Origin of the sequence: Paraburkholderia caffeinilytica, assembly GCF_051027425.1 — a bacterium.
Lineage (GTDB): Bacteria > Pseudomonadota > Gammaproteobacteria > Burkholderiales > Burkholderiaceae > Paraburkholderia > Paraburkholderia caffeinilytica_A.
The window spans coordinates 3,610,330-3,627,351 of record NZ_CP186552.1 but is presented as its reverse complement, the minus strand read 5'-3'; the positions used below and the strand labels follow the sequence as shown (position 1 = coordinate 3,627,351).

18 protein-coding genes are annotated in these 17,022 nt (G+C 61.2%); 10 read left to right on the top strand and 8 right to left on the bottom strand.

Features of this window, described 5'->3' with window-relative positions; all coding sequences use genetic code 11:
- Positions 1-156: 156 nt before the first annotated feature.
- The 3 genes from rpmG to radC all read right to left on the bottom strand — a co-directional run bounded on the left by rpmG (position 157) and on the right by radC (position 1,675).
- Complete coding sequence (rpmG, locus tag ACOSV0_RS16055) at positions 157-324, bottom strand: 50S ribosomal protein L33 (protein ID WP_006050116.1); 168 nt, start codon at positions 322-324, stop codon at positions 157-159.
- Between the two features lie 10 nt (positions 325-334).
- Positions 335-568, bottom strand: a complete 234-nt coding sequence (gene rpmB, locus ACOSV0_RS16050; RefSeq protein ID WP_007180631.1) for a 50S ribosomal protein L28 — start codon at positions 566-568, stop codon at positions 335-337.
- 240 nt (positions 569-808) lie between these two features.
- Complete coding sequence (gene radC / locus ACOSV0_RS16045) at positions 809-1,675, bottom strand: RadC family protein (RefSeq protein WP_434107124.1); 867 nt, start codon at positions 1,673-1,675, stop codon at positions 809-811.
- Positions 1,676-1,887: 212 nt separating this feature from the next.
- On the opposite strand from radC, the gene ACOSV0_RS16040 reads away from it, so the two are divergent.
- The 7 genes from ACOSV0_RS16040 (at position 1,888) to ACOSV0_RS16010 (ending at position 8,966) form a co-directional block, all read left to right on the top strand.
- Positions 1,888-2,343, top strand: coding sequence for an FKBP-type peptidyl-prolyl cis-trans isomerase (locus ACOSV0_RS16040; RefSeq protein WP_434107123.1), 456 nt, complete (start codon positions 1,888-1,890; stop codon positions 2,341-2,343).
- Positions 2,344-2,345: 2 nt separating this feature from the next.
- On the top strand, positions 2,346-3,305 hold the full coding sequence (gene ispH, locus ACOSV0_RS16035) for a 4-hydroxy-3-methylbut-2-enyl diphosphate reductase (protein ID WP_434107122.1): 960 nt from the start codon (positions 2,346-2,348) through the stop codon (positions 3,303-3,305).
- 542 nt (positions 3,306-3,847) lie between these two features.
- On the top strand, positions 3,848-5,047 hold the full coding sequence (locus ACOSV0_RS16030; protein WP_434107121.1) for a branched-chain amino acid ABC transporter substrate-binding protein: 1,200 nt from the start codon (positions 3,848-3,850) through the stop codon (positions 5,045-5,047).
- 230 nt (positions 5,048-5,277) lie between these two features.
- The gene (locus ACOSV0_RS16025) at positions 5,278-6,228 is read left to right on the top strand and encodes a branched-chain amino acid ABC transporter permease (protein WP_074282431.1); all 951 of its coding nucleotides are present in this window, start codon (positions 5,278-5,280) and stop codon (positions 6,226-6,228) included.
- Positions 6,229-6,254: 26 nt separating this feature from the next.
- Positions 6,255-7,424, top strand: coding sequence for an ABC transporter permease subunit (locus ACOSV0_RS16020; protein ID WP_434107120.1), 1,170 nt, complete (start codon positions 6,255-6,257; stop codon positions 7,422-7,424).
- A 19-nt stretch (positions 7,425-7,443) separates the two neighbouring features.
- Positions 7,444-8,244 carry an ABC transporter ATP-binding protein gene (locus tag ACOSV0_RS16015; RefSeq protein WP_434107119.1) on the top strand — a complete coding sequence of 267 codons (801 nt, stop codon included), beginning with the start codon at positions 7,444-7,446 and terminating at the stop codon, positions 8,242-8,244.
- A gap of 17 nt (positions 8,245-8,261) precedes the next feature.
- Entirely contained in the window at positions 8,262-8,966 is a 705-nt protein-coding gene (locus ACOSV0_RS16010; protein WP_434110311.1) for an ABC transporter ATP-binding protein, read from the top strand.
- A gap of 141 nt (positions 8,967-9,107) precedes the next feature.
- On the opposite strand, the gene ACOSV0_RS16005 is transcribed toward ACOSV0_RS16010, so the two are convergent.
- Entirely contained in the window at positions 9,108-9,575 is a 468-nt protein-coding gene (locus tag ACOSV0_RS16005) for a GNAT family acetyltransferase (RefSeq protein WP_434107118.1), read from the bottom strand.
- Positions 9,576-9,593: 18 nt separating this feature from the next.
- Positions 9,594-10,778 carry an acetylornithine transaminase gene (locus tag ACOSV0_RS16000; RefSeq protein WP_434107117.1) on the bottom strand — a complete coding sequence of 395 codons (1,185 nt, stop codon included), beginning with the start codon at positions 10,776-10,778 and terminating at the stop codon, positions 9,594-9,596.
- A 555-nt stretch (positions 10,779-11,333) separates the two neighbouring features.
- Here ACOSV0_RS16000 and ACOSV0_RS15995 point away from each other — a divergent pair.
- A complete protein-coding gene (locus ACOSV0_RS15995; protein ID WP_434107116.1) occupies positions 11,334-12,269 on the top strand; it encodes a hypothetical protein in 936 nt (311 codons plus the stop codon).
- Here ACOSV0_RS15995 and ACOSV0_RS15990 read toward each other — a convergent pair.
- Positions 12,235-13,266: a CDP-6-deoxy-delta-3,4-glucoseen reductase gene (locus ACOSV0_RS15990; RefSeq protein ID WP_434107115.1), complete on the bottom strand. Its 1,032-nt coding sequence runs from the start codon at positions 13,264-13,266 to the stop codon at positions 12,235-12,237. The two genes, ACOSV0_RS15995 and ACOSV0_RS15990, sit on opposite strands and share 35 nt — an antisense overlap.
- 97 nt (positions 13,267-13,363) lie before the next feature.
- Between ACOSV0_RS15990 and ACOSV0_RS15985 the strand changes: the two genes are divergently transcribed.
- Entirely contained in the window at positions 13,364-14,398 is a 1,035-nt protein-coding gene (locus ACOSV0_RS15985; RefSeq protein ID WP_434107114.1) for an NAD-dependent epimerase/dehydratase family protein, read from the top strand.
- A 121-nt stretch (positions 14,399-14,519) separates the two neighbouring features.
- Here ACOSV0_RS15985 and ACOSV0_RS15980 read toward each other — a convergent pair whose 3' ends face one another.
- Both ACOSV0_RS15980 and ACOSV0_RS15975 read right to left on the bottom strand, forming a co-directional pair.
- Positions 14,520-14,708 carry a hypothetical protein gene (locus ACOSV0_RS15980; RefSeq protein ID WP_434107113.1) on the bottom strand — a complete coding sequence of 63 codons (189 nt, stop codon included), beginning with the start codon at positions 14,706-14,708 and terminating at the stop codon, positions 14,520-14,522.
- 168 nt (positions 14,709-14,876) lie between these two features.
- Positions 14,877-15,587: a pseudouridine synthase gene (locus ACOSV0_RS15975; protein WP_434107112.1), complete on the bottom strand. Its 711-nt coding sequence runs from the start codon at positions 15,585-15,587 to the stop codon at positions 14,877-14,879.
- A gap of 94 nt (positions 15,588-15,681) precedes the next feature.
- Here ACOSV0_RS15975 and ACOSV0_RS15970 point away from each other — a divergent pair, with 94 nt between their 5' ends.
- The gene (locus ACOSV0_RS15970) at positions 15,682-16,941 is read left to right on the top strand and encodes an MFS transporter (protein ID WP_434107111.1); all 1,260 of its coding nucleotides are present in this window, start codon (positions 15,682-15,684) and stop codon (positions 16,939-16,941) included.
- Positions 16,942-17,022: the final 81 nt, after the last annotated feature.

The following is a 17,022-nucleotide window of genomic DNA, read 5'->3' as shown; positions in this document are numbered from 1 at the left end:
GCTGGCCGAATGGGATAAGACTGTTCTGATGGGCAAACGGCAGGCTAAACGGCAGACCAACCAGAGCGATCTTGGGGCGCGGAAAACAAAAAAGCCTCGCATGAATGCGAGGCTTTTTTGCAAATGCTTTTGCCTTCGTCAGGCAGGAGCCAAGATTTACTTAATCTTGGTTTCCTTGTAGTCAACGTGCTTACGGACGACCGGATCAAACTTCTTGATCAGCATCTTTTCCGGCATGTTGCGTTTGTTCTTCGTCGTCGTGTAGAAGTGACCCGTGCCTGCGGTCGATTCCAACTTGATCTTGTCGCGTGCGCCTTTCGCCATGATTTACTCCTTAGGCTTCACCGCGTGCGCGCAGATCTGCGAGCACAGCGTCGATACCGTTCTTGTCGATCAGGCGCAGGCCGGCGTTCGAAACGCGCAGACGCACCCAACGGTTTTCGCTTTCCACCCAAATACGGCGGTTTTGCAGGTTCGGCAGGAACCGGCGCTTGGTTTTGTTGTTCGCGTGGGAAACGTTGTTGCCGCTCATCGGCGCTTTCCCAGTTACTTGGCATACGCGTGCCATGAGAGCACTCCTAATACGCTAATTCTGAGTTCGAACGCCGTGAAAGTTTCCCGAAAAGAGCTGCGCTTAAAGTTTCTGGAACTTCAGACGCTTTTCCTTTCCGGAACGCCTTGGTGGCTTCGGAACAGGGGGTTGGAAATAGGCAAACCGGAATTATAGCGGAAAAAAAGCCGCAAAATCAAACCTTATTTGCGATGCCGAAGACGGCGCAGCGTTGCGGCGACCCTGGTTCGCGCTGTGTCACGGCCAGCCGGCGCGGGCAAACGAGTACGTGCGATCTGCGCCAATCACCAGATGATCGATCAGTTGCACGTCGATCAGCGCAAGGGCGTCGCGCAGCGTATGCGTCAGCCGGCAGTCGCTTGCGCTCGGCTGGACGGCGCCGGAAGGGTGATTATGCGCGACGATCAGGCTGGCGGCATTCAGACTCAGCGCCCGCCGCACGATCTCGCGAGGATACACCGCCATGCGTGTCAGTGTGCCGCGCGCGCTTTCCTCGCAGCGGATCAACCGATGCCGGGCGTCGAGAAAGAGCGACACGAAGACCTCTTGCGTCCTGCCGCCTATGCGCAGACGCAGATAGTCCTGCACGGCTTCGGGCGAATTCATCAGCGAACGGCCGCGCATTTTATCGACCAGCGAGCGCCGCGCCATCTCCATGATGGCGAGCAGCTGCGCCTTTTTTGCCGGGCCGATGCCGCGCAGGCCGTCGAAATCCGAATAGGTTGCGTCAAGCATTGCCCGCATCGAGCCGAACCGGTCGAGCAGGGTGCGCGCGACGTCGAACACATCGTGGCCGGGCAGGCCGGAGCCGAGTACCAGCACGATCATTTCGGTATCCGAGAGCACGCCGGGTCCGTCCTCGATCAGGCGTTCGCGCGGCATGTCGTTCTTATGCCATTTGCCTCGTATGAGCTGTCGGGCTGGGGGCGCGCAGGCGCTTGCGGTGGCGCCGGCGGTGCTAACGCTATTGCCGGCGACGGCATTGCCAACTGCGACGCAAGTGCGCGGCAACGCCCGGGCGGGTGCCGTGGCGGCGGGCGCTGCAGACTCGGGCAAGGGCGCTTCGAGTGTCGCTTCGTCTTTCGTGCAGGCATAGTCGGCCATATAGATACGGGTCCTCCAGTTCGGGTTTGGGGCGGCGCGCGGTGCCTGGCTGTGCCGCGATGCGCGCGACGGACCCAAGCCGCCGCCCGCTATGTGGCTTACAATAGTCACTTTGCGCACGGCATACCGAAGGTTTGCCACACGCGTCAACTGCGGCGTCAACTGCGCCTGCGGCGCACGCGTGCAGCGCGCTTCGACTGAGCGAGCATTGCATGAGCATCATCGACATTTCCGAAGTGAAGCCCGGTTCACACGTCACGCTTCACTACCGGCTTTCTCTTGCCGATGGCGCTGAAGTCATCAATACGTTTACCGACAGGCCTGCCACGCTGCTGCTCGGCGCGGGCCAACTGGCGCCGCCGCTGGAAGATATTCTGCTGGGTTTGAAGGTGGGCCACCATTCGACCTTTCAGCTAACGCCGGGTCAGGCGTTCGGTCCGCGCAATCCGGAGTTGATCCAGCGGGTCTCGCTGGCCACGCTGCGCGAAAACAGCATGATCGGCGAGGATTTTTCGCCGGGTGATCTGATCGAATTCAACGCACCGGGTGGCGGCCGTTACGCCGGCGTCCTGAAGGAAGTCGGCGAAACGTCTGCATTGTTCGATTTCAACCATCCGCTTGCCGGCCAGGCGCTGGCGTTTGAAGTGAAAATCATCGGGATTCTGTAAACATGAGCATCACGGATACGACTCTTGCCGAAGCCGAGATCCTGCTGGCGCAGCCACGCGGGTTCTGTGCCGGCGTCGATCGAGCCATCGAAATCGTCGAACGGGCCATCAAGCTGCACGGCTCGCCGATCTACGTGCGCCACGAAATCGTCCATAACGCCTATGTCGTCGAGGATTTGCGCAAAAAAGGCGCGATTTTCATCGAGCAGCTGGAAGAAGTGCCGGCCGGCAATACGGTCATTTTCAGCGCGCATGGCGTGTCGAAAGCGGTGCGCTCGGAAGCTGAGTCGCGTGGTCTGCGGGTGTACGACGCGACCTGTCCGCTCGTCACCAAGGTCCATATCGAAGTCGCAAAGATGCGCCAGGACGGCTTCGACATCGTGATGATCGGCCACAAGGGCCACCCTGAAGTCGAGGGCACGATGGGGCAGGCGGGCGAAGGCATGCATCTGGTGGAAGACATCAAGGACGTGCAGGCCCTGCAACTGGCCGATCCCGAACGGATCGCGTTCGTGACGCAAACCACCCTGTCGGTCGACGACGCAGCCGAGATCATCGGCGCCCTGAAGGCAAAATATCCGGCGATCCGCGAGCCGAAAAAGCAGGACATCTGCTACGCCACGCAAAACCGCCAGGACGCGGTCAAATTCATGACGCCGCAATGCGACGTCGTGATCGTGGTCGGCAGCCCGAATAGTTCGAACTCGAACCGGCTGCGCGAACTGGCCGAAAAGCTCGGCGTGCCTTCCTATATGGTGGACTCGCCGGATCAGATCGACCCGGTCTGGGTCGAAGGCAAGCGCCGGATCGGTGTGACGGCGGGCGCTTCGGCGCCGGAAGCGCTGGCGCAAGCGGTAATCGGCCGGTTGCGTGAGCTCGGCGTGCGCAACGTGCGTGCGCTTGAAGGCATCGAGGAAAACATCGCGTTTCCGTTGCCGCGCGGATTGGGCCTGCCCACCTGACAATCAGCCGACGTTTTTGAAAGGAAGGCGCGCCCAAGGGCGCGCTTTTTTTACGCCCGCCAAACTATAAGCGTCTCCTTAATAAAGTGCCAGATCATCGGAAGGAGAGGTTTTTTGTGCTCTCCCATACAAATTCCTTTGAATTGTGATTTGGCTTTTAATCAGTTTCCCAGTGATGCGGCCCCGTTTAAAACGTGACAAACGTGCCGCGCCGATTTTTGACGCACTAAAATAGTGCGCGCTCCTTGATATGAATAGAAACGTAATACTTAACGCGAAGCACGGTGCAATCAGGGATCGGGCCATATCGCCGCAACACTTGATGCCATTGGGTGCAACGCTGGTGCAACTGATGCACGAAAAACAGTCGCAACCGGGTTGCGCCTTTCGTGGAATTTCTCTCTCAAAATAAGGTTGCAATGCAGGAAAACCCCACCGTTTCAACAATATTGCCCGTCGCATAATTGGAGTTACAATGCGCGCGTTCTCAAGGCCTCCGGGTCCCGAACAATAGATTTTGCAAGGCGCAGGAGACCTACTTAATGCGAGTCAAGTTTGCTTACGCCGTGTCCATCGTGGCTGCGGTTGCGATGTTGACCGCGTGCGGCAAGAAGCAGGAAAGCGAGGCGGGAGCAAGTGCATCGGCTGCCACGGCAGCGGCGGCCCCGGCGAGCGAAGCGACTGTCGTGAAAATCGGTCATGCGGCCCCATTAACGGGCAGCATCGCGCATCTCGGCAAGGACAACGAAAACGGCGCGCAGCTGGCGGTCGACGAAATCAACACGCAGGGTTTGACGATCGACGGCCACAAGATCCAGTTGGAGCTTGATGCGCAGGATGATGCCGCGGACCCGAAAACGGGAACGGCGGTCGCGGAGAAATTCGTCGACGATCACGTCGTCGCCGTGATCGGTCACCTGAATTCGGGTGTCTCGATTCCGGCCTCGAAGATCTATAGCGATGCCGGGATCGTGCAGATCTCGCCATCGTCGACGAATCCGGGGTACACACAGCAAGGTTTCAAGACGACTTATCGGGTGGTCGCGACCGATGCCGAGCAGGGTCCGGCGCTTGCCAATTACGCGACGAAAGTGCTCGGCGCGAAACGCATCGCGATCGTCGACGACTCGACTGTCTACGGCAAGGGACTCGCCGACGAGTTCGCGAAAGCAGCACAGGCGGGCGGGGCGAAGATCGTCGCGCGCGAAGCCACGAATGACAGGGCCACGGAGTTTCAGGCCGTCCTTAGAAAGATCAGGAGTGTTCAGCCGGACGTGATCATGTTCGGCGGAATGGATGCGACGGGCGGGCCGTTTACCAAACAGGCGGCGGCGCTCGGTATCAGGGCAAAAATCCTTGGCGGCGACGGTGTGTGTACCGACAAGGTGGGTGAGCTGGCGGGAACCGCCGTGCAAAACCTGGTCTGTTCGGAGGCGGGACTCGCGCTTTCGAAAATGGACAAGGGAGCGGACTTCGAGAAGAAGTACGTCGACCGCTTCCACACACCGGTGCAGATTTACGCGCCGTTCACGTATGACGCTGTGTACGTGATTGTCGATGCAATGAAGCGCGCTAATTCGATCGAGGCGCCCAAGGTGCTGGCTGCGATGCCGTCCACCGATTACAACGGGGTAATCGGCCACATCGCGTTCGACGACAAGGGTGATTTGAAAGAGGGCGCCATTACGCTTTACGACTTCAAGGACGGCAAGAAAGCGGTCCTCGACGTCGTGAAGATGTGATGACGGGATGTTCAGCCTGACGGCACCGAAACCACCCAACGGTGCCGTTTTTGCATCCGCCACCGGTAAGTCAGCGGCTGCATCACAGTCGTAAGACGAACCGGGTAGCGGATAACCCTTACCGGTCTTTTACATCAGTACCCGCAGTGCCGTTGAGATTGGCGTACCGCATCACCGCCCACCGGCTGATGAAGAACGCGAATCCAGTCGCACGGGCTAAGGAGCATTAAATGGATATCTTCATCCAGCAGGTCCTCAACGGGCTGGTGCTTGGCAGCGTTTACGCCATCATCGCACTGGGCTATACGATGGTTTACGGCATCTTGGGCATCATCAACTTCGCGCACGGCGATGTGTTGATGGTGGGCGCGATGGTTGCGCTCTCAGCCATAGGCGTGCTTCAGAACCACTTCCCCGGCCTCGGCAATGTGCCGACGCTCATCATCGCGTTGATCATCGCGGCAGTGGTTTGCTCGCTGGTCGGCTACACGATCGAGCGGGTGGCCTACCGGCCGTTGCGTAAAGCGCCGCGTCTCGCTCCGCTGATCACCGCGATCGGCGTGTCGATCCTGCTGCAAACTCTCGCGATGATGATCTGGTCGCGCAACCCGCTGCCGTTCCCGCAGCTGTTGCCCACTGACCCGATCAACGTGATCAAGGCCACCGACACGACGCCTGGCGCCGTGATCTCGATGACCGAAATCGTGATCATCGTGGTGGCGTTCCTCGTGATGGGCGGCCTGCTGCTGCTGGTCCACAAGACCAAGCTGGGCCGCGCGATGCGTGCGATCGCCGAGAACCCGGGCGTCGCCAGCCTGATGGGCGTGAACCCGAACTTCGTGATTTCGGCGACCTTCATGATCGGCTCGGCGCTTGCCGCTCTGGCCGGTGTGATGATTGCGTCCGAATACGGTAACGCACACTTCTATATGGGCTTCATCCCAGGTCTGAAGGCCTTTACCGCGGCGGTGCTGGGCGGGATCGGCAATCTCGGCGGGGCGATGGTGGGCGGCGTGCTGCTCGGCCTGATCGAACAGTTGGGGGCGGGCTATATCGGCAACCTCACGGGCGGTGTGTTCGGCAGTAACTATCAGGACGTGTTCGCGTTCATCGTGCTGATCATCGTGCTGGTGTTCCGTCCGTCGGGCCTGCTCGGCGAACGTGTTGCGGATCGCGCTTGATCCCGGGCCATAAGGAGTAAACAGACATGACCTCAATTCAACCGATCGAGCCGTCCACGACGCTCATCCCTGAAAAGAACCTGACGAAGACGCTGACCGTCGGCATCATCACCGCGATCTTCGTGATCGCGGCACCGATGATCATCGGCGCGGCCGGCGGCAACTACTGGGTTCGCGTGCTCGACTTCGCGATGCTGTACGTGATGCTCGCGCTGGGCCTCAATGTGGTGGTCGGCTTCGCCGGCCTGCTGGACTTGGGCTATATCGCGTTCTACGCAATCGGCGCCTACGTTGCCGCTTTGCTGAGCTCACCGCATCTGACCACGCAGTTCGAGTGGATCGCACATCTGGCGCCGAACGGGCTGCATGTGCCGATCTGGATCATCGTGCCGATCGCCATGGCGCTCGCCGCGACCTTCGGCGTGCTGCTCGGTGCACCGACCTTGCGTCTGCGTGGCGACTACCTCGCTATCGTGACGTTGGGCTTCGGGGAAATCGTGCGGATCTTTATGAACAACCTCGACCGTCCGGTGAACATCACCAACGGCCCGAAGGGGATCACGGGGATCGACCCGGTGTCGGTGGGCGGCTTCAGTCTCGCGCAGACTCACTCGCTGTTCGGCTTGCAGTTCCCATCGGTGTACTCGTACTACTACCTGTTCGTGCTCTGCGCGTTGTTCGTGATCTGGACCTGTACGCGTTTGCAGCACTCGCGTATCGGCCGTGCATGGGCTGCCATTCGCGAAGACGAAATCGCCGCCAAGGCGATGGGCATCAACACCCGTAACGTGAAGCTGCTGGCATTCGCAATGGGCGCGTCGTTCGGCGGTTTGTCGGGCGCGATGTTCGGTTCGTTCCAGGGCTTCGTGTCGCCGGAATCGTTCACCTTCTGGGAATCGGTCGTGGTGCTGGCGTGCGTGGTGCTGGGCGGTATGGGCCACATCCCGGGTGTGATTCTCGGTGCCGTGCTGCTCGCCGTGTTCCCTGAATTCCTGCGCTCGACGATGGGCCCGCTGCAGAACGCGATCTTCGGCCATGAAATCGTCGATACCGAAGTGATCCGTCAGTTGCTGTACGGCCTCGCGATGGTCGTGATCATGCTGTACCGCTCGGAAGGCCTGTGGCCGTCGCCGAAGCACGAAGACAAGATTGCGAAACTGGCGAAGCGCAGCGGCAAGAAGCCGGTGCGCGCCTGAGGCCCGTTGGAGAAATCATATGAGCGATAACGTAAACAACAGCGTGGGTAGCGACCAGATCCGTCTGTCGGTGAAAGGCGTGAACAAACGCTTCGGCGGCCTGCAGGCATTGTCCGACGTCGGCCTGCAGATCAAGTCGGGCCAGATTTATGGCCTGATCGGCCCGAACGGCGCCGGCAAGACGACCTTCTTCAACGTGATCACGGGCCTGTACACGCCGGATTCGGGCGAGTTCAAGCTCGACGGCTCGGAATACACGCCGACTGCGGTGTACCAGGTGGCGAAGGCGGGCATTGCACGCACGTTCCAGAACATCCGTCTGTTCGGCGGCATGACCGCGCTGGAAAACGTGATGGTCGGACGTCACGTGCGCACCAAGCATGGCCTGCTGGGCGCGGTGTTCCAGACGCCGTCCGAGCGCAAGGAAGAGCGCGAGATCAAGGAGCGTGCGATCGAACTGCTGGAGTACGTCGGCATTGCGCAGTACGCGGACTACACGTCGCGCAACCTGTCGTACGGCCACCAGCGCCGTCTGGAAATCGCGCGTGCACTGGCAACGGATCCGAAGCTGCTCGCACTCGATGAGCCGGCTGCCGGCATGAACGCAACGGAAAAAGTCGAGCTGACCAAGCTGCTCGACAAGATCCGCAGCGACGGCAAGACGATCCTGCTGATCGAGCACGACGTGAAGCTCGTGATGGGTCTGTGCAACCAGATGACGGTGCTCGACTACGGCAAGGTGATTGCGCAAGGTCTGCCGTCAGACGTGCAGAAGGATCCGAAGGTGATCGAAGCTTATCTGGGTGCGGGAGTCCACTGATGTCCACAACGCAAGCAATGTTGAAAATCAAGGGCCTGCAGGTCAATTACGGCGGCATCCAGGCAGTCAAGGGTATCGACCTCGAAGTTGCGCAGGGCGAACTGGTCACGCTGATCGGCGCGAACGGCGCGGGCAAGACCACGACGATGAAGGCGATCACGGGTCTGAAGCCGTACTCGGCGGGCGACATCGAGTACATGGGTCAGTCGATCAAAGGCATCCCGGCGCACGAACTGCTCAAGCGCGGTCTCGCGATGGTGCCGGAAGGCCGTGGCATCTTCTCGCGCATGTCGATTGTCGAGAACATGCAGATGGGTGCTTATCTGCGTACCGACACGGATGCCATCAAGGCGGACGTCGATCGTATGTTCGGCTTCTTCCCGCGCCTGAAGGAACGGGCCACGCAATACGCGGGCACGCTTTCGGGTGGCGAACAGCAAATGCTGGCCATGGCGCGCGCGATCATCAGCAAGCCGAAACTGTTGTTGCTGGATGAGCCGTCGATGGGTCTCTCGCCGATCATGGTCGAGAAGATCTTCGAAGTGGTGCGGGCGATTTCGGCTGAAGGCATGACCGTGCTGCTGGTGGAGCAGAACGCACGTCTCGCGTTGCAGGCGGCGAACCGTGGCTACGTGATGGACTCGGGTCTGGTGACCATGTCCGGCGACGCAAAGCAGATGCTGGATGATCCGAAGGTGCGGGCTGCGTATCTGGGTGAATAAGGTGTGTAAATAAGCCAGGTGACTAAGCTGGGCAAATGAGCCGGGTGAATAACCTGGACCAGGTTTGCCCGAGCCGCAAAAAAGGCCGCATGCGCTTCAATCGCGCATGCGGCCTTTTTCTATTCGAGCGTTTGCCCGCGCCTAAGCCGCCGGCGCATCCGCCAGTTCGCCCAGACGTTTACCGAGACTGATCACCGCATCCGCGCGATAACCGAGCGCTTCGTAGAATGCGCGTACGTCGGCCTTCGCGGACAGCACCTGCAAATTCAGTTTCGGGCAGCCGCGTTCGGTCAACGCGTTTTCGACATGCGCGACCAGACGTGTGCCGATACCGTGACGACGCAGCGATTCATCCACCGCGAGCGAATACAACCAGCCTCGGTGCCCGTCGTAGCCCCCCATCACCGTGCCGACGATACGCTCGCCGAACATCGCGACAAAGAACAGTTCCGGTTGCGTCGCCAGCTTGTTCGCGATCGACAGATGCGGGTTGCGCTGCGGCCGTGTTACGTCCCGGTACTCCGGGAACGCTTGCTGCCATAGCGCGACCACGGCATCGGTGTCGCTCGCTTCGAAGCGGCGGATCGATAACGTTTCGGTCGTCGTCATACGCGCTTTCCTGGGTGATTACAGCGTGTCGAGAACTGAACGCAGCATCGCCATCATCTGGTCGATTTCTTCGTTCGTGACGTTCAGCGCCGGCATGAAGCGCAGCAGGTTCGGACGCGCTGCGTTCAACAGCACGCCGTCGGGTTGCATCAAGCGCGCCTTCTCGACAATCTCGTTGCCGATGTCCTTGCCGAGCAGCAGGGCGCGCAGCAGACCTTCACCGCGTTCGCCTTCGAAGCCACGTTCTTCCGACAGTTCGAGCAACTTGGCGCGCAGATATTCGCCACGCGCACGCACGCCTTCGAGGAAGCCGGGCGCGATCAGTTGCGAGATCACCGAGTAGCCGACCGCGGTCATCAGCGGATTGCCGTTGTACGTACCGCCCTGGTCGCCCGCTTCGAACACGGCGATTTCGGCTTTGGCGAGTAGCGCTGCGAGCGGCACGCCGCCGCCGATGCCCTTGCCGAGCGTCATGATGTCCGGTTCGATGTCCGACAGTTCATACGCGAACAAGGTGCCGGCGCGGCCGCAACCGCTTTGCACTTCGTCGACGATCAGCAGCAGATTGTGCTGCCTGGTCAACGCGCGCAGTTGTTGCATGAACTCGCGCGTGGCGGGAATCACGCCGCCTTCGCCCTGAATCGGCTCCAGCATCACCGCGACGGTCTTCGCATTGATCAGCTTTTCGACCGATGCGATGTCGTTCAGATCCGCCTTCGGAAAGCCCGGCACTTGCGGTGCGTAGATCGTGTCCCAACCCGGCTTGCCGCTTGCCGACATGGTGGCGAGCGTGCGGCCGTGGAAACTGTGATCGAACGTGATGATTTCGAACGCGCCGTCCTTGAACTTCTTGCCCCACTTGCGCGCGAGCTTGATTGCGCCTTCGTTCGCTTCGGCGCCGCTGTTCGCGAAGAACACCTTGTCGAAGCAGCTGTGCTGGGTGAGCAAGCCGGCGAGCCTCGCCATCGGCTCGTTGTAGAAGGCCGGCGACGGATTCAGCAGCAGCTTCGATTGCGTGTTCAGCGCTTCGATCATGCCGTCGTTGCAATGGCCGAGGCTGTTGACCGCCCAGCCCTGGATGAAGTCCAGATATCGCTTGCCGTTATTGTCGTAGAGCCACGAGCCCTTGCCGTGCGTGAAAACGATTTCGGGCCGGTTCGTGATGTACATCAGCGACTCGATCGGGTACTCATTGAAATTCATAACGGCAGGCTCCAGACAGCGGGGTGAAGGGTTAATGAACGGTTGGCCTCAAATGAAGCAGCGGCCGGTGACAGCAAAAAGCAAACAAAAAAGCCACGGCATGCCGTGGCTTTCATGATTCGAACTGCTTGCGCCCGTGTGCGGCGCGAATCCGTGACGAAGCCAGCGGCGCCCCTAAGGGAGCGGCGAGCGGCGACGTCGGAGTTCGGACTGGATGCGGTTCATGCGCGAAAGAATACGACAAGGAAAGCGCTGGTGTAAACCATGAATTTGCATTGGACGGATATTTTTTGTCCGCAGCGGAAGTTCAGGTTGTACGCCGATTATGAGATGTGTGGCTGACTAAAATGTGACATCGACTGTCAAGCGGCTGTCCGGCAGGGCGGAGCAAGCCGGTATAAACCGATACAAACGGCCGCCAGAAATGCAAATGGGCGCTCCAGAGCGCGCCCATTTTTTAATCAGGAAGCCGGGGGTCCGCCCACCCGAAGATAGCTGCCGACACTGATCCCGACTTATCGCCAGCAATTCTAAAAGCACAGGAGCCATAGGTCAATGAAGCACCTGACAGATGAGGAAATTACTGCAGTTGCCACGCTGCTTTCGGGCGAACGCCTCGGCACGTTTCAGGCAATGGCAGGCAACACTCGCGCAGCCGTCGCTCTTCATCAGGAGATGTTGCAACTTGCCGGCGCACTGATGAGCGTTACCGCAGTGGTCGAAATCGCACTGCGCAACGCCGTGTGCGACAAACTGACCGAGTATTTCGGCGTTGAAAGTTGGCTGCGTCGGCCACCGGCGCCTTTTGCATGGAAGGACGAGGAGCGCGGCAAGATCGAGGCGGCAGTTCGCAGTGCGCAGCGCGCCGTCTACACCAAATTGAACGCGTTCGACAAACGCGCTCTCGATGAAGTGGCGTTCCGTCGTGGCGTGCCGCCGGGGTTGCGTCAGGAGTTCAGACTCGACGCGCGGCAAAAGACAATCCCAGTTCGAAGCGGGCAAGTTATCACCCAACTCACGATGTACTTCTGGAAGAGACTGTTTTCCAACGACTACGAACAGACGTTGTGGAAATCGTCGCTCAAGCGCATTTTCCCGGACAAGCGAGTCGATCGATCGGTGGTCGCCACTCAATTGGAGCACATCTATCAAACGCGTAATCGCGTCGCGCACCATGAGCCGGTGTATGGCCGCAGGCTGTTCGATACGCTGACCGCGGTCGGTTTTGTCGTTTCGCATCTGGGTGCAGCCGGCAGCGATGGATGCACGCCTTTGCACAAAATGCTCCGGCCGGAGCATACGGCGCTAGAAAATCAGGCGCACGCGTTGCAGTTCAGAATCGACGCCTTCATAGGCGCGCACCCTACATGCGAAAAGCGCGACCATTTGCATAGCCGCGCTTCCAGAACTCCGCTTCGTGAGCATCGACGCGCATGCGCCGATGCTACGCACTCTCTCAAACCGCGTTCGCCAGATCCGCTGCGCTCGTGAAGGAGTCCGCGTAGAACTCATCTTCCGGCAGCCCATGATGCTGGGTGAAATCGCGCTGTGCCGACTCGACCATCACCGGCGCGCCGCACGCGTACACCTGGTACGGCGACAGATCCGGCAAATCCTCGATCACCGCGCGATGCACGAAGCCGACGCGGCCCGTCCACGCATCGCTCGCGTCCGGTTCAGACAGCACCGGCACGAACTTGAAGTTCGGAATCTCGCGAGCCCATTGCTCGGCGAGCTCGAGCAGGTACAGGTCCTTCTTGCGGCGCGCGCCCCAGTAAAGCGTCATGGGCCGGTTCAGATTCTTGAACACCGCATGTTCGACGATCGCCTTCAGCGGCGCGAAGCCGGTGCCCGAGGCTAGCAGCACGATCGGCTTGTCCGAATCTTCACGCAGGAAGAAGGTGCCGAGCGGTGCTTCGAAGCGCAGGATGTCGCGCTCCTTCATGGTATTGAAGACGTGATCGGTGAACGCGCCGCCGGGCATATGACGGATGTGCAATTCGATCGGGCCTTCCGTGTGCGGTGCGCTCGCCATCGAATAGCTGCGGCGCTTGCCGTCCTTCAGGATGAATTCGAGGTACTGGCCGGCCAGATATTGCAGACGTTCGTTAGCGGGCAATTGCAGCTTCAGCACGACAATGTCGTCGGCTTTGCGTTCGACTGCGCTCACACGGCACGGTAGTTTCTTGACCTGCACGTCGCCCACGCCGGCCACTTCGCGAATATCCACTTCGAGATCGGAGCAGGCCGTCGCGCAGCAGAAGAGCGCCATGCCGCGCGTCTTTTCGTCGTTCGACAAGGCCGACGACGAATGCTGGCGCTGTTCGATCTGACCGCTGACCACGGTGCCTTTGCAGGAGCCGCAGGCGCCGTTCTTGCAGCCGTACGGCAGGCCGATGCCTTGCCGCAGCGCGGCGATGAGGACGGGTTCGTCCTGTTCTACCTGAAACTGCCGGCCGCTTTGCCGGAGCGTGACGTTAAATGCCATATAGAGTGTTCGAAATCGAAAAGTCGGTAATCGTTATCGGACCCGCTGGTTCAGCTATGCGGTACCTGCCGCGCTTGACGGCTACAATGCGTCCACCATGAAAGCGATACGAAATTTACGCCGGCCGCGCGTGTTGATTGTTGGCTGCGGTGACGTCGGCATGCGCTGCGTGCCCTTGTTGCGGCCACGCGCGCATGTCTTCGCGCTCACCAGCCACGCCGGGCGCAGCGCCGAATTGCGCGCTGCTGGCGTGACGCCGCTGGTCGGTGACCTCGACGTGCGCCGCAGCCTGAAACGGCTTGCCGGCCTCGCGCCGACAGTGCTGCATCTCGCGCCGCCGCAAAAGACCGGCGACGACGACCGCCGTACCCGTGCCTTGCTCGCCACGCTGAGCGCGCGCCGCGATCGGGCGCTGCGTGCCGCGCGCGGCGCGGTGGCGCCGGTCGGGCGGCTGCGTCGCGGGTTGCGCAACCTCAATGCCTCGTGGGCGGAATCTGAAGCAGCCAATATTGTACCCGACAGGGTGCGCTGGACCGCCGCTCTGCAGGCGCCTGTGAAGTTGGTGTACGCGAGCACGACGGGTGTCTACGGCGATTGCGGCGGCGCGTGGATCGACGAGACGCGCGCGTCGCAGCCGGCCAATGCGCGTGCCAAACGCCGCGTGTCGGCCGAGCGGCAATTGCGGCGCGCCACCGCGCGAGGCGCGATCGCCGCGAGCATCGCGCGGATTCCTGGCATCTACGCGCGCAACCGTCTGCCGCTCGCGCGGCTGGAAAAACGCACGCCGGCCTTGATCGACGCCGACGACGTCTACACCAACCATATCCACGCCGACGACCTCGCCGCGATCCTGGTGCGTCTTGCCACGCATGGGCGGCCGGGGCGCGCGATTCACGCGTCCGACGATACGTCGCTGAAAATGGGCGAGTACTTCGATGTGGTGGCCGATGCGTTCGGCCTTGAGCGCGCGCCGCGCATCACGCGCGCGGAGGCGGAGCAGCAGATCGAACCGACGCTGCTGTCGTTCATGCGTGAATCGAGGCGTCTCGTCAACCGGCGCCTCAAAGACGAGTTGCGCGTGCGCTTGCGGTATCCGAGTGTCGAGGATTTTTTCGCGCAACGTGAAAATTAAAAAACGCGCCGGCAGGCGGCGCGTTTTCAAGGTATTCGGCCGAGCGCAAATGCTCGCCTCGCCAAGCATAGCCCGGTCAGATGTCACTCGCGTGGGCGACGCCCAGCATCGCCAGCTTACGTTAGGTTAGCGCCGGTAACGCCTCCAGCAACAGGAAGCACAGCATTGCGCCAATCAGTGCGCCGATCAGGTTCGGATGATATTTGTGCCGCAGCCGCATCGTGACCAGCAGTCCGCCGACCAGAACCAGCCCGAGACATGTGAAAGCAATCATCGCGGACGAAATTTGAATCGTGTCGTGGATGACCATGGCGCCCCTCCCTGAGACCTTTGTAGTCTTTGTTTAAACGAGTATAGAGGGAGTTGTAAGGAAGATCATGCTGCGATGCAGCGAGTAATCGGGTGTCCGCCAGGGCCTCTGTGCGGGGGCGCACACGATTCTTCTGACGCATCAAGGCTCTAAAGGCGACCTACCTGTTTACCCGCTCAGTAAAGATCCGAGGTCGGTTTCGTCGAGCCATTGCCACGCACCTTCTGCAAGCGTCGCGGGCAATGCGAGCCCGCCGATCCGCTCGCGATGCAGCGCTTCGCAACGGTTGCCGGCTGCCGCGATCATCCGCTTGACCTGGTGATACTTGCCCTCCATCACGGTGAGGGCCAGCGTGTGCTCGCCGCGCGCCTCGGCGTCGACAGCGACGATCGGTTTCGGCTCGCCGTGCAGCAAGACACCGTCGCGCAAGGCACGCAATTGAACGTCGTCGATCGGATGGCGCGTGGTCGCGACGTAAAGCTTCGGCACTTTGCGTTTCGGCGACGTGAACGTGTGAACGAACTTGCCGTCGTCGGAAAGTAGCAGGAGGCCGGTCGTGTCCTGATCGAGGCGGCCCACGCATTGCACGCCACGTTCGGCGAATTGCGGCGGCAGCAAGCTGAACACGCTCAGATGGTGTTGCGGATCGCGCGAACATTCGTAGCCGGCGGGCTTGTTCAGGAGCAGATAGGCGTGCTCGCGATACGGCCAGACGGCCCCGTCCACGCTGAAGCAGAACGTGCTGTCACCGGTTGGGAAATCGGCGTCGGCGTCGGCGCAGACCGAGCCGCCGATGCTCACGCGGCCGTCGCGGATCAGCGACCGGCATTGGCGGCGCGAGCCGAAACCTTGAGTAAAGAGGATGCTTTCGAGATTCATGGCGAGCGAAGAATAACACCGCAAGAAGCGGAGCGCCGCGCAGCGTCATAGCGCCGACGATGGTCTTTCCACATCCCGTCGCAGGAGTTCATCGATGCACGCCGCTTCCTCTTCGTCGCCTTCATCCGCGATCCGTCTGCCGGCCGCATTCCAGCGGCTCGCGTGGTCGAACCTGGTCGCGCAATCCGCTGAGCAGATCAGCCTCGCCGCCGCGCCGCTCGTCGCGGTGTTCACGTTGGGCGCCGGCGCGCGCGAGACCGGCCTGCTGCAAACCGCGCAGACGCTGCCGTTCCTGTTGTTGTCGATTCCGCTCGGCGTATGGGCCGATCGCCGCTCACGCCGCACGTTGATGGCGCTCGCCGAAAGCGTGCGCGTGGTTGCGATGCTGTGCGTGCTGCTGCTTGTGATGACGCATGCGCTGAGCTTGCCGCTGCTGGCCGCGCTCGGCTTCATTGCGGCCACCGGCACAGTGGCGTACAACGTCGCCGCGCCTTCACTGGTGCCGTCGATCGTGCCGCGCGAGGCATACGCCCAGGCCAACGGCCGGCTCGAACTGGCGCGCAGCGTCGCGTATTCGGCGGGGCCTGCGCTCGGCGGCGTGCTGGTCGGATGGATCGGCGCGGGATGGGCGTATGGCTGCGCGGCCGGGTTATCGGCGCTGGCCGTCGCCTTGCTCGCGGGGCTGCGCGAACCGCCGCGAGCAGCCGCTTCCCAGCGTCACTTCCTGCTGGAATTGCGCGACGGTACGCGCTTCGTGCTGTGCGACACGCTGCTGCGTCCGATGCTCGCTACCGCGATCTTCTTCAACCTCGGTTTCTTCGTGCTGCAAGCGGTGTATGTGCCGTACGCCGTGCATCGATTGGGGCTGAGCGCCTCGATGGTCGGGGTGACGCTCGGTGCGTACGGCGTCGGCATGGTGTGCGGCGCACTCGCGGCACCCGCCATCGCGCGACGTCTCGCGTTTGGCCGCGTGCTGATCATCGGACCGTCGTGCGGTTTGCTTGCCTCGCTCGTGATGGTGGCGACGATCGTCACGCCATCGTTCTGGCTCGCGATGCTGAGCTTCTTCCTGCTCGGCGCCGGCCCGATTCTGTGGGTGGTCGGCTCCACCACGCTGCGTCAGGCGATCACGCCTGAACGGATGATGGGCCGCGTCTCGGCGCTCAACAGCACCGCGACCTACGGCGCGCGCCCGCTGGGCGCCTTGCTCGGTGCGGCGATCAGTGCGCGTTGGGGGATGGATGCGTGTCTGGTCACGGCCGCCGCGGCTTTTCTCGTGCAGGCGCTGATCATTGTCATGTCGCCGGCGGCTCGGCTTGCGCACATTCCGGAGGGCGCCGCGATCGCGCAATGAAAACTGGTTTTCATCGGACGGCCACGTTGCGTGCCGATACGCCTCGGGTCATCCGTGAAAACCCTCAAAAATGAAAATGAA